Annotated in this window: 10 protein-coding genes; 7 read left to right on the forward strand and 3 right to left on the reverse strand. The window is 50.6% G+C overall.

Annotated features, from left to right (window positions below):
• Positions 1-101: 101 nt before the first annotated feature.
• Entirely contained in the window at positions 102-2,090 is a 1,989-nt protein-coding gene (locus ACPAOP_RS11295; RefSeq protein ID WP_423708064.1) for a M61 family metallopeptidase, read from the reverse strand.
• Between the two features lie 197 nt (positions 2,091-2,287).
• Here ACPAOP_RS11295 and ACPAOP_RS11300 point away from each other — a divergent pair, with 197 nt between their 5' ends.
• Both ACPAOP_RS11300 and ACPAOP_RS11305 read left to right on the forward strand, forming a co-directional pair.
• Positions 2,288-2,491, forward strand: coding sequence for a hypothetical protein (locus ACPAOP_RS11300; RefSeq protein WP_423708066.1), 204 nt, complete (start codon positions 2,288-2,290; stop codon positions 2,489-2,491).
• 52 nt (positions 2,492-2,543) lie between these two features.
• Positions 2,544-2,969, forward strand: a complete 426-nt coding sequence (locus ACPAOP_RS11305) for a hypothetical protein (RefSeq protein WP_423708067.1) — start codon at positions 2,544-2,546, stop codon at positions 2,967-2,969.
• Here ACPAOP_RS11305 and recJ read toward each other — a convergent pair.
• Entirely contained in the window at positions 2,939-4,630 is a 1,692-nt protein-coding gene (recJ, locus tag ACPAOP_RS11310; RefSeq protein ID WP_423708069.1) for a single-stranded-DNA-specific exonuclease RecJ, read from the reverse strand. The two genes, ACPAOP_RS11305 and recJ, sit on opposite strands and share 31 nt — an antisense overlap.
• A complete protein-coding gene (locus ACPAOP_RS11315) occupies positions 4,627-5,628 on the reverse strand; it encodes a hypothetical protein (protein ID WP_423708070.1) in 1,002 nt (333 codons plus the stop codon). Before ACPAOP_RS11315 ends, recJ begins: the two co-directional genes overlap by 4 nt.
• A gap of 57 nt (positions 5,629-5,685) precedes the next feature.
• On the opposite strand from ACPAOP_RS11315, the gene ACPAOP_RS11320 reads away from it, so the two are divergent.
• From ACPAOP_RS11320 to ACPAOP_RS11340, 5 genes are all read left to right on the forward strand, one after another.
• Positions 5,686-6,942: a lipoprotein-releasing ABC transporter permease subunit gene (locus tag ACPAOP_RS11320; protein ID WP_423708071.1), complete on the forward strand. Its 1,257-nt coding sequence runs from the start codon at positions 5,686-5,688 to the stop codon at positions 6,940-6,942.
• Positions 6,935-7,627 (forward strand): lipoprotein-releasing ABC transporter ATP-binding protein LolD, encoded by a 693-nt coding sequence (gene lolD, locus ACPAOP_RS11325; protein WP_423708073.1) that lies wholly within the window; start codon positions 6,935-6,937, stop codon positions 7,625-7,627. The genes ACPAOP_RS11320 and lolD overlap by 8 nt, the downstream gene beginning before the upstream one ends.
• Positions 7,628-7,688: 61 nt before the next feature.
• Positions 7,689-8,960: a hypothetical protein gene (locus ACPAOP_RS11330; protein ID WP_423708074.1), complete on the forward strand. Its 1,272-nt coding sequence runs from the start codon at positions 7,689-7,691 to the stop codon at positions 8,958-8,960.
• Positions 8,960-9,691, forward strand: a complete 732-nt coding sequence (locus ACPAOP_RS11335) for a polysaccharide deacetylase family protein (protein WP_423708075.1) — start codon at positions 8,960-8,962, stop codon at positions 9,689-9,691. Before ACPAOP_RS11330 ends, ACPAOP_RS11335 begins: the two co-directional genes overlap by 1 nt.
• 185 nt (positions 9,692-9,876) lie before the next feature.
• The gene (locus tag ACPAOP_RS11340; RefSeq protein ID WP_423708076.1) at positions 9,877-11,763 is read left to right on the forward strand and encodes an MFS transporter; all 1,887 of its coding nucleotides are present in this window, start codon (positions 9,877-9,879) and stop codon (positions 11,761-11,763) included.
• Positions 11,764-11,765: the final 2 nt, after the last annotated feature.

Here is an 11,765-nt window from a genome sequence, read left to right on the forward strand (position 1 = left end):
AAAAATATCGTCGCCTGGAGGGCGGGATAGAACTGTGACAGATAAAACGCAAGTGGTCACGTTTACCGTCGGCGTTGCCTGTCGCTGACCCAGGCGCTTGCTCATTTCAAAGGACTGAGTATCTTCGTGAGCCGGTCCGGATGACTGTTGTCACGTATTAATGCCGGATATTTTAATCCTTCAAAATAATCGAACCTGACTGTGCGGTAGTAGTCGCCATGTCTGACGATCAGCTCAATGGCTTGCTTTTGCGATTTGGCATTGGTGATTGCTGATTTCAGTGCCTCTGCTTTATAGCTTTTGCCATTAACGGCGATGATCAGGCTGCCGCTCAGGATATTCGCTTTACCGGCAGGGCTGTTTAATAGCATGCGAGTGATTTTGCCGGTTTTATCCAGACTGAATCCGAGCGAATACAGAAAGTCACCATCCTGCGCATCTTCTGTTGCTTTTGCATACTCTGACGGTTTCTCGGTGTACACCAGTTTCCAGCCAGCCAGTTCCAGACTCGCAGTCGGTGTTTTGCTTTGTAAACCTTCGACACGCTCTTGCAGGAAATGCCCCCAGTCAAATGGCTGTATTTCATTGAGGGTGTTGATCACGTCGCTCAATTGATAAGCTAGCGGGCGTATGCTGCCATCATTGACGCCAAAAAACTTGCTGGCAAAATCATTCAGCGAGCGTTTTTCTTGCGAAAGTGCGCGTAACTGCGCATCAACTTCCAGCCAGAGTAATGCGCCTTCGCGGTAATAATCTTCATCCCGCTGAAAATCGCTCCAGGCCTGACTGCGGCGGCTCACAAACACGGGATTATTAGTCGTGTCCTGCAAATTGCGCCAGCTGCGCCCGCTCTGATGATCGTAATAAGCGGCCATGTTTGCCAGCACGTCGCGAATATGTTCCTGCTTCATCAATCCCGAACGCGCTGCCAATACATAGCCCCAGTACTGAGTCTGGCCCTCATACACCCACAACAAGCTATCCTGCATTGGTGTGTTGAAGTGCGGCGTCAGCAGATCTGCGGGGCGGCGGAATTTTCCGTTCCATGAATGGGTGTATTCATGCGCGAGCAAATCGCGGCCACTGGATTTTTTTGCCCAATCGCTGAAGTAACCCGGGCGCACGCCATTTTCGCTGGACTGGTGATGTTCAAGCCCTATGCCGGAAAATTCATCGCTGAGCGCCAGTAAAAAATCGTAATGGCGATAATGTTGTGAGCCGAACAGGATAGTCGCTTGCTGCACCAGCGCCTTATGCGCTGCGATTTGTTCGGGCGTGGCATTCAGTGATTCAGGTTTATCCGCCACCACATTCAGATGCACAGGTACTTTTGCGCCGGGATTGAGATCAAAACGTTTGAAATATTTCCCTGCAAATACGGGCGAATCAACCAGCTCCTCCAGCGTGACAGGCTTGAACTGAAACTCGTTTTGGCTTTGACTTGGGCTCAGGTTCTCACTTTTTTCTGCCAGCTTCAGTGCGCTGCCGAATTGAAATCCGGCTGGCAAAATCAGGGTAGGCTGAATCTGTATCTGGTCAGACGCTGCGCCCGCCGGATACAGAATCATGTTATTCCATTGCACACCGATAATTTCCGGCGTGATCGTAACGCGGCCGAATTTATCATCCGTCGGTGACAGGAACTGATATTCGGCTTTGAGCTGACTGACGCCTGCAGGAATTTGCAGATGAAACGCATACATATTCAATGGGTCACGTTTCCAGGCGATGGATTGCTGGTTGCCGCTGAAGTGCAGCCCTGCAAGCTGGTTCAAGGCTCCGTTTGTGCCATGTTTGCCTGGCAGCCATTCGGGGAAATATAGTGTTAGCGGGCCAGTTTGTACCGGAATACTGGCGCGGATGTTAAAAATTTTCCTGTCCAGATCGCTGGCATCAACGGTCAGTTGCACGATGCCCGGATAAGCTTTGTTGCCAGCAGATTTCCCTGTGCTGACCTGAGTCTTGTCGGTAGCAACGTTTTCTGTCGCAGCAAGAGCGCAATTCAATGTAAAGAAACCGCTGAGGAATAATCCGAATAAGGGGAGCAGTGCGGTCGCTGATGATAAAGGTTTGCTGGCGGGCAATCTCATGTAATTGTTTCTTTTCGTCTTTCAGGTCTTTGAGGATCTTTTTTGGTTTTTGATTTGGGTAATATTGGTTACCTATCAATACATGGACTGCGTAAATGAAAATTAGTTTCCAAAACTAAGTTACTATTTAATTGAAAATTAGTCAAAACACAGTCGAAACATAGTCAAAACTGAATTAAACCTGAAACGATAGAAACATGACTTATGTCGTCGATTTTCCTGCCGGTAGCGGTCCTTTTCCTGCAATCGTGATTGTCCCGGGATTGCGTTATGCCATGCACAGGGAGTTATTCAGCTTGCTGGCGGAGAAGGCGGTCGCAGCAGGATTTGCGGCAGGGCGTCTTAACTGGCGTTTCAACGGATCCGCTCGCCGGCCAGCCATCATTTGCACTACAGGATGAGTTGCAACAGCTAAAAGAAGTAATAGGGCAGTTACGGGCAGAGTCACGCATATTGTCAGCGCAAGTACATATCATTGGAAAATCATTTGGCAGCCTGATTGTCTGGCAGGCATTGTGCGACGACGTAGAATTAAACAGCGGCGTGCTGATCACGCCTTTGTTCGATGAAATGCAGGATGGTAAGCTGTGCGATGTCCGCGCCACATATTACCCGGGTCTGCTCGCAGAAACCCGCCCTTTGCAGATCGTTAGCGGCGACAAGGATCCTCATTGCACGGTTGCGAGCCTGCATCGTATTGTGGATCTGGCGGCAGCAAACTTCACTCTGAGGCTGCTGCGCGGTGATCATCTGCTGCAAATTCATACGCCGGATATGCAGTTGCTCCCAAATGCATCAGCAGAAAACTTGGCGCTGGCAGCAGATGCCGTCGTGCAGTTTTTGCTAAGTCAGCATTCAATATGCTCGACCAGCAACTGAACTCTGGTGACACCGTTGTATTCATTGGCATCGAGCCTGAATGCGACATGCACATGTTCGCTCAGATTGTCGGTATGACCAAACCAGATCGCGTCATAACGAACACCATTTTTCTCCAGCACCAGTTTTAAATGGCGTTCTTTCAGGATGCGTTGTGAGATCAGTTTAAAGTCATCGCAGAACACCGGTGGCGGAAAACCCTGACCCCAGACCTGACTGTCCATTAATGCGATAAAGTCGGTGCTGAAATAGGCTTCTTCGAGTGGGCCATCGGTTTCTATGATGCGTTCCAGCTGATGTTGTTGCAACCAGCTTTTTCCTACGGCTTCAAACGCTTGCTGGAATGCGGGTAAATCTTCATGGCGTAAGGTTAGCCCAGCCGCCATTGCGTGCCCGCCGAATTTTTGTATCAGCGTCGGGGCATGTTTCGAAACCAGATCAAGCGCGTCACGCAAGTGAAAGCCGGGAATGGAGCGGCCCGAACCTTTGATCAGGCCATCGTCACCCGGCGCGAAAGTAATCGTCGGACGATAAAACTTATCTTTGAGTCGCGAGGCGACAATGCCGATCACACCCTGATGCCAGCTTTCGTCAAAAACGGTAATCGTATGGCTGGTTGCAGGCTCAAACTGATCAAGATGCAGCATCGCGACGTCCTGCATGTCGCGTTCTATGTCTTTGCGTTCGGCATTGATGCTATTGAGTTCCTGAGCGATTTGCCACGCACGGCCTTCGTCGTCGGTGGTCAGGCATTCTATGCCCAGCGACATATCGGCAAGACGGCCAGCGGCATTTAAGCGCGGGCCAAGTGCAAAGCCCAGATCAAACGGGCTGGCGTTGCGAGGCTCGCGACCAGCGACCCGGAATAACGCTGCAATGCCCGCGCAAACACGTCCTGCTCGCATGCGTTTAAGTCCTTGCGCAACGAGAATACGATTATTCGCATCAAGCTGCACGACGTCGGCAACAGTGCCGAGGGCGACTAGATCGAGCAGGGTATCGAGCTTGGGCTGTTGTTGCTGGTCAAATACGCCGCGCTTGCGCAATTCTGCCCGCAGTGCGAGTAACACATAAAACATGACGCCGACCCCCGCCAGATGCTTACTGCTGAAATTGCAATCGGGTTGATTCGGATTGACGATGACTTCTGCATCGGGTAACCGCTCGCCGGGTAAATGATGATCGGTCACAAGGACGGCGATACCCTGCGCCTGCGCTGCGGCGACGCCGTCAACACTGGCGATGCCATTGTCAACGGTGACGATGATATCCGGTGATTTTTCGCGTATAGTCAGCGCGACGATTTCCGGTGTCAGGCCATAGCCGTACTCAAAACGATTCGGCACGATGTAATCCACATTCGCGCCCAGCATACGCAAGCCGCGAATGGCAACCGCACAGGCCGTTGCACCATCGCAGTCATAGTCGGCAACGATTACCAGCTTCTTACGTGCGGCGATCGCATCTGCCAGAAAAACCGCTGCTTTCTCTACCTGCAATAAGCCTGAAGGCGGCAACATGGCGCTTAATTCTGTGCTCAGCTCCGTTGCGCTGTGTACGCCACGCGCAGCATACAGACGTGCCAGTACCGGGTGCATGCCGCTTTGTCGCAGCATTTCCGATTCGCGCAGGGAGTAGGGGCGGGTGGTAATGCGGGTCATGTCGGCTTCAGTGTGAAAAGTGCTTGCAGGCTGGGTTTGATCCAGAATTTGCGTAGCGACCACGGCGTCAGCCGAAAGCTGGTTAGCCGATGTGCATCAGAGCAGAACAGCGTGACGCTGTCGAGCTGGCGGTTTTTTAATGTGGCGAGTACAGGCGCAAACCAGTCGCTTTCCAATGTCTGCATTTTCGTCAGCCATTGTCCCCAGTCACTGTTAATCGCGGATTCGCTTAACTGTTCAAGTAAGACGCATACAGTGTCTGTAGAGCTTGCATCTGAACCGGTAAGTAAGTCACCAAATGAATGCGCTGTATGTGTCAGTTTATTTTGCGTCATCAATGTGTCGGTACCACCAGACAGCCAGACTGAGTTGATGACTTTTTTACCCAGCGCTTCGCGCTCATCATTCAGCGTATGTGCGAACCACAGCATCTGAATTTCATTTTGCAGTTTGCGCCAGGCTCTCGCATGTTCGCCATCCGGCATCCAGATATCGACATTATGGCCGCAGGCCGCGTCAGCGCTGGCTGTTGTTAAGCCAGTCCAGTTATCCGCACGCAGGAACCATGTCAACGCATCGCCGTACAGTAACGTCATTCCCGCTTCCTCAGTCGCTGTTTTTGCAATGCCATATAAGACGCGCGACTCTTGTTCTGAGATGTCGAGTCGCCGCTGGTCAGTCAGAACAAGATGATCGCGGGCGATATGGATATGAACAGGTTGCAGTGTGAACCAACGTCCCTCAGTTGGTCGCAAACCCTTCTCCTGCATGCGGTTTAACGTGACTGACGGATCGCAGTCGTGTGCACCCTCCAGTTCGTCTGCCAGCAAATATTCATGCACCAGTGCTTTGGCAAACGGATCAATGTTTTTGACGGTGGAGCGTTTTGCAGAGGCAATCAGACGCGCCAGGGCAGGCGTCTGCATCGCTTTAATCAGATCGTTTTCCAGTCCGGACGGGGGAATGCTGAACGGCAATATCAGTTCTAAATTTTTCATAGCGCGTATTGTATGGCAAACTTCTGTCTGCCTTAATTCTTTGAAACGACATTTGCAGTGAAAAATCTCTCTTTTGAATGGCTGGTGGGGCTGCGCTACACGCGCGCCGGACGTCGCAGTGGTCGTAATAGTTTCATTTCCTTCATTTCCATGATCTCTATGTTCGGCATCGCACTCGGTGTTGCTGCGCTGATTATTGTGCTGTCGGTAATGAACGGATTTCAGAAAGAAGTCCGCGATCGTATGCTATCGGTGCTGTCGCATATTGAAGTCTTTGATGCCGCCGGTTCCATGCCGGACTGGAAAAATACCGCACTGCAGGCCCAGAAAAATTCTTCAGTAATTGCCAGTGCGCCGTATGTCGATGGGCAGGCGATGATTATCCGCGACGATGTGATGCGCGGCGTGATTCTTCGTGGCGTATTGCCTGATCAGGAACCTAAAGTGTCGGAAGTGGCGACGAAAATCAAAGTCGGAAGATGGGAAGATCTGAGACCCGGAGAATTTAATATCATTCTGGGTACGGCGCTGGCGAGCAGCCTGCATGTCAGGGTTGGCGATAAGGTGACGCTGGCGGCACCCGAAGGACAGATGACGCCTGCAGGCATGGTGCCGCGTCTGAAAGCATTTAATGTGGTCGGCATTTTTGATGCCGGACATTATGAATTTGATTCAGGCATGGGATTTATGCAGATCGAAGATGCACAGAAATTTTTCCGTCTGCCTGCACCTTCCGGTTTGCGTCTGCGTATCAAGGATATGTTAAAAGCGCCGCAGGTCGCGCTGGAATTGTCGCAAACCTTGACCGGTGATTTACTGATACGCGACTGGTCGCAACAGAACCGTAACTATTTTTCTGCAGTTAAAACAGAAAAAACGATGATGTTCATTATTCTGGCGCTGATTGTGGCGGTCGCTGCGTTTAATCTGGTGTCCACGCTGGTGATGACCGTTACCGACAAGCAGGCGGATATTGCGATTCTGCGAACCCTGGGGGCGTCGCCCGGATCGATTATGAAAATATTCATGATACAAGGCGGACTCGTTGGTCTGATCGGTACCGGTTTAGGTGTCGCGCTCGGCGTTCTGGTGGCCTTGAATATTGATGTGATTGTGCCCGCGATCGAACATTTGTTAGGCGTCAATTTCCTGCCGAAAGATTTGTATTTCATCAGTGCCTTGCCATCGGATCTGCGTTGGGCCGACGTCTGGCAAATCAGCAGCATGGCGGTTGTACTGGCGTTTGCCGCAACTATTTATCCCAGCTGGCGAGCAGCCTGCGTTAAACCGGCGGAGGCCTTGCGTTATGAGTAATTTCACAGACAAAGCGATTTTAAGTTGTACCCAGCTTGGCAAAACCTTTAATGAAGGCGCGGAAGCGGTCAAGGTATTGCAGGGAATTGATTTGACCGTCAATGCCGGTGAACGGGTGGCGATTATCGGTGCTTCTGGCTCAGGTAAATCGACGTTATTGCATCTGTTAGGCGGCCTCGATACGCCGACCACAGGTCAGGTTTGTCTTCTGGGTGAAGATCTCGCAAATCTGAGTGAATCTGTGCGTGGCGTGATGCGTAATCGTTCTTTAGGTTTTGTATATCAGTTCCATCATTTACTGCCGGAATTTTCTGCGCTCGATAACGTCGCCATGCCCTTGCTGATTCGGCGTATTCCACGTGCGGAGGCACGTCAACAGGCACAGGTGATGCTGAGCAAAGTCGGGCTGGAGCACAGAGTCACGCATGTGCCCGGTGAATTATCCGGTGGCGAGCGACAACGGGTTGCTCTGGCACGTGCGCTGGTGACTCAGCCAGCCTGTGTGCTGGCAGATGAACCTACGGGCAATCTCGACAGTGGTACCGCGCAACAAGTATTTGCACTGATGTTGGAATTATCCAGAACATTGGGTACCGCTTTTGTGATTGTGACCCATGACGCCGGGCTTGCCGGACGTTGCGATCGTGTGTTCCGTCTATCGGAACAGGGTCTGCAACAGCAATGAGACTGCTGAGTCTATGAAGCGGACGGCGACGCAGTTCAATAGCAAGTGCAAAAAAACGGGCATGGCTTGTTTGTTGGCACTGAGCTCATGGCCTGCGTTCGCGACCACGGAACTGGTGCTGCAATTAGAAACGTCACTCTCTAGGGATACGAATCCCTTCCGCTTTTATGACGATCAGGCCGGAGGTGGGCAAAAGCGGGAACAGATACAGCGACTGACCGAGGCTGTGAATGCAAGCGATATCCGCGCCGGAGCTATCATCCCTTTGCTATCTGATCAGACGCGCCTGACTCTCAGCGGCTCTCTCGGCAATCGACATTACAAGGAATACCGCCAGCTTGACCATCAACCCGGTGCGGCTGATGCTGTTTTCGATTGGCAGGCGGGGCAATCCCTTAGTGGCAGGGTGTATGCGGGTAAGGATCAACGCTTATTTCAGTACATCAATGGCAGCCTGACGGAGCGGGATATCGCGCATACGCGCCGTGCCGGTGCCGACGTCAGAATAAAATCAGATGACGACTGGATGCTTAGTGCGAGCCTGTTTCGGAATGCGCTGAACTACGATCTGGACCTGAACCAGTTATATAACTTTGACGAACGCGGTCAGCAACTAGGTTTGCGTTATATGTCGCCAACGGGTTCCAGTATCGAAGCGGGGACGCGTTTATCTGAGACCCGTTTTGCCGACAGAACGCCAGAGCAAGTGCGGGATCTGGATAAAAAATACAAAGAAACGGAGTTGTATCTGGATGGTGAGTGGCGCTATAGCATCAAGGCTATCACCAGCGCCCATCTGGGGCTGATACGTCGCCGCTATGATGTTCTGAATGAACGTGATACCCGCTTATTTAATGCGATCTGGCGTGGCACTTATCATTATTCAACGATGCTAAGGCTGGATTTGCAGCTATTCGACAGACCATTTACGATCGTTGATCCATCTATTCTGTATGTGGTCAGCAAAGGCGCCCGCGTTGATGCGTTGTGGAAGTGGTCGGATAAAACAAACGTCAATTTTTCAGCCTTGCTGCAGAATAGTGATCAGGAACTCATTCCCAGATTAGTCAGACCCGACAATAATTCGTCCCGCAAAGAGAAATTACAGCGCATCGGTATCGGCGCGAGTTACCAGTTTGAACGCGGTTTCCGGCTGTTATTTGATAGCTTTTACGAAAAAACGGACAGAGCTGCCGATGACATCAAACTCAGGCAGACCGTTGTCCGCTTGGGCTTAGAATATACATTTGAAAATCTTCCCGGCAGCGCTGCACGATTGGGTTTGCAGCGTTATCAACAATCTTTGAGCGCCACAGAACCGATACGCGAATGATGTCCCTGTATAAAAAAGCCAGCCGCTTTGCCGCACGCCATCTCGCCGGGCGCTGGATCAATTTAAGCAAGCAACAAGGTGTCGTCAGTTTTTCATTTGATGATGTACCAGCCAGCGCTTGCCATGCCGGCGCAGAAATTCTCGAGCGCTATCAGGCACGTGGCAGTTTTTACGTCTGCGGTCAATTAACTGACCGTACAGAGCAGGGGCAAACCTGCCACAGCGTCAAAGATTTGCAGAAACTGGTTGCGAACGGCCATGAAATCGGCTGCCATACTTATTCGCACATGAATTGTGCCAATCACTCTCTTTCTGCGCTACGACAAGACTGGCAGCGGAATCAGGCATTTTTTGAAGAACACCATTTGCCAAGCAGCGGCTTTGCTTTCCCATTTGGTGCTTATGATTTGCCCAGCAAAATAGCTGCTTCAGAACGATTCCTGTATAACCGCATCACCGGTGGCGGCACACACATAGGAAAAGCCGATTTATATGCTTTGCGCGCGCAGGCTTTGTATGCGGACAAGACAAACGCGGATACCGTATTACAACTGATACAGCAAACTGCGAATGAGGGTGGCTGGCTGATTTTTTATTCTCATGAAGTCAGGAGCAATCCGGGACCGTGGGGCACAACTCCGGAGCAACTGGAAATGGCATTGCAGATCGCAACACAATCCTCTTGCCGCGTTCTGACTGTCGAAAAAGCGATCGCTTTTTTTCAATCGTAAATCGCGTGCCAGTCGTCTGACGGTATGTCGGGTCTCTGCCAGCTATCTGCGTGGGATCTGCTTTCAGACGGCATGATACGTATATGTCATGCCATGACTACTGTGCTTACAGATTCTTACTTAAATTGCAATCCTGTAAGTTACAATCTTAATCTTCATTTTCGTCAATTTTAACGAGCAACTTTATGAGCCAACATAGTCAGTTCGCGCTGCTTACCCAACGACGTTTTGCACCATTTTTCTGGACGCAATTCTTTGGTGCATTTAACGATAATTTTTTCAAAATAGCGCTGTTGACGATATTGACCTACGACGCGTTGAACTGGGCGAATACGGATATTGATTTGCTGAATAATCTGATCCCTGGTTTATTCATCCTGCCATTTGTCTTGTTTTCTGCGACATCGGGGCAGTTTGCCGATAAGTTTGAAAAAGGCAGCATGGCGCGGAAAATCAAGTTGCTCGAAATCATTATCATGCTGATCGCAGCGTATGGCTGGATGAGCCACAATCTGTGGGTGCTGATTGCGGCAGTGGCCGGTATGGGCATACATTCAACTTTGTTTGGTCCGGTTAAATATGCGTATTTACCACAGCACCTGCAAACTGACGAGCTGGTCGGCGGTAATGGCCTGATAGAAATGGGAACGTTTGTCGGTATTTTGTTGGGAGAAATACTGGGCGCGATGCTGGTTGTCTACAAACCTTGGGGGATAGAGCTGGTTGCTGCGGGTGCTGTGATTGTCGCGATCATCGGTTATATCTCGAGTTTGAAAATTCCGTATTCGCCAGCACCGGAACCGGAGTTAAAGATTAACTGGAACGCTGTCACCGAAACGGTGCGTAATATCAGTTTCAGCAAGCAGAACCGACCGGTATTCCTTTCATTGCTGGGTAATTCCTGGTTCTGGTTTTACGGCGCTATATTGCTCGCGCAATTTCCTTCGTATGCCAAAAATTATCTGCATGGCGACCATAGTGTTTTCGTGCTGTTACTGACTTTTTTTTCGTTCGGGATAGGCGCTGGTTCCTTATTATGTGAGAAGCTCTCCGGTCATAAAGTTGAAATTGGTCTGGTGCCGTTTGGCGCTATCGGTTTATCGGTGTTTGGTTTTGATCTATATTTATCCAGCGTTGCTTACATCAATGCCTCCGGCGTTGATTTTTTGCAGTTCCTCAAGCAGACCGGCAGTCTGCATATTCTGTTTGATATCGTCATGATTGGGATCTTCGGTGGTTTTTATATCGTCCCCTTGTTTGCCTTAATTCAGACCCGCTGCGACCCGAAACATCTGTCGAGAACGATTGCCGGCATGAATATTCTGAATGCCCTTTTCATGGTCGTTGCATCACTCTCGGCCATGCTGCTGCTCAAAAAGGGATATACGATCCCGCAGATTTTCATGGTAACCGCTGTTCTGAATGCGCTTGTCGCCATTTATATATTCAGTCTGGTGCCGGAGTTCCTGATGCGTTTTGTCGCATGGTTGCTGATCCAGACTGTGCACAGAGTCAAAACCGTCAATACCGACAGGATTCCGCTGGAAGGCGGTGCGGTGCTGGTCTGTAATCACGTGTCGTATATGGATGCGATTGTGATCGGGGCCTCCAGTCCGCGTCCGATACGCTTTGTGATGGATCACAGAATTTTTAAAATTCCGTTTTTGTCATGGATATTCCGTACGGCGAAAGCGATACCGATCGCACCGGCAAAAGAGGACCCATGGCTGATGGAAAAGGCCTATATCGATATCGCACAGGCACTGCATGAAGGGGAATTAGTTTGTATTTTCCCTGAGGGCAAGCTGACGCATACCGGCGATATGAATGAGTTCAAAGGCGGAATTATGAAAATTCTGGAGCGCTCGCCGGTACCGGTTTATCCGATGGCCTTACGAGGATTGTGGGGCAGTTTTTTCACGCGCGACAAAGGCAATCCATTCGAACGTGCGTTCCGGCGCGGGCCATTCTCAAAACTGGAATTAGTAGTTGGTGAAGAAATGGCGGCGTCAGAAGTAACGCCGCTGGTGCTGCAGGCAAAAGTAAAACATTTGCGTGGCGACTGGAGATAAAA

Origin of the sequence: Undibacterium sp. WLX3042 (genome assembly GCF_049544825.1) — a bacterium.
GTDB lineage: Bacteria > Pseudomonadota > Gammaproteobacteria > Burkholderiales > Burkholderiaceae_D > Undibacterium.

Bases quoted from the DNA above. Each gene is read 5' to 3' on its own strand.
- ACPAOP_RS11300 (WP_423708066.1), top strand. From the start codon at position 2,288: ATGACTTATGTCGTCGATTTTCCTGCCGGTAGCGGTCCTTTTCCTGCA.
- recJ (WP_423708069.1), bottom strand. From the start codon at position 4,630: ATGACCCGCATTACCACCCGCCCCTACTCCCTGCGCGAATCGGAAATG.
- lolD (WP_423708073.1), top strand. From the start codon at position 6,935: ATGAGTAATTTCACAGACAAAGCGATTTTAAGTTGTACCCAGCTTGGC.
- ACPAOP_RS11335 (WP_423708075.1), top strand. From the start codon at position 8,960: ATGTCCCTGTATAAAAAAGCCAGCCGCTTTGCCGCACGCCATCTCGCC.
- ACPAOP_RS11295 (WP_423708064.1), bottom strand. From the start codon at position 2,090: ATGAGATTGCCCGCCAGCAAACCTTTATCATCAGCGACCGCACTGCTC.
- ACPAOP_RS11330 (WP_423708074.1), top strand. From the start codon at position 7,689: ATGGCTTGTTTGTTGGCACTGAGCTCATGGCCTGCGTTCGCGACCACG.
- ACPAOP_RS11340 (WP_423708076.1), top strand. From the start codon at position 9,877: ATGAGCCAACATAGTCAGTTCGCGCTGCTTACCCAACGACGTTTTGCA.
- ACPAOP_RS11315 (WP_423708070.1), bottom strand. From the start codon at position 5,628: ATGAAAAATTTAGAACTGATATTGCCGTTCAGCATTCCCCCGTCCGGA.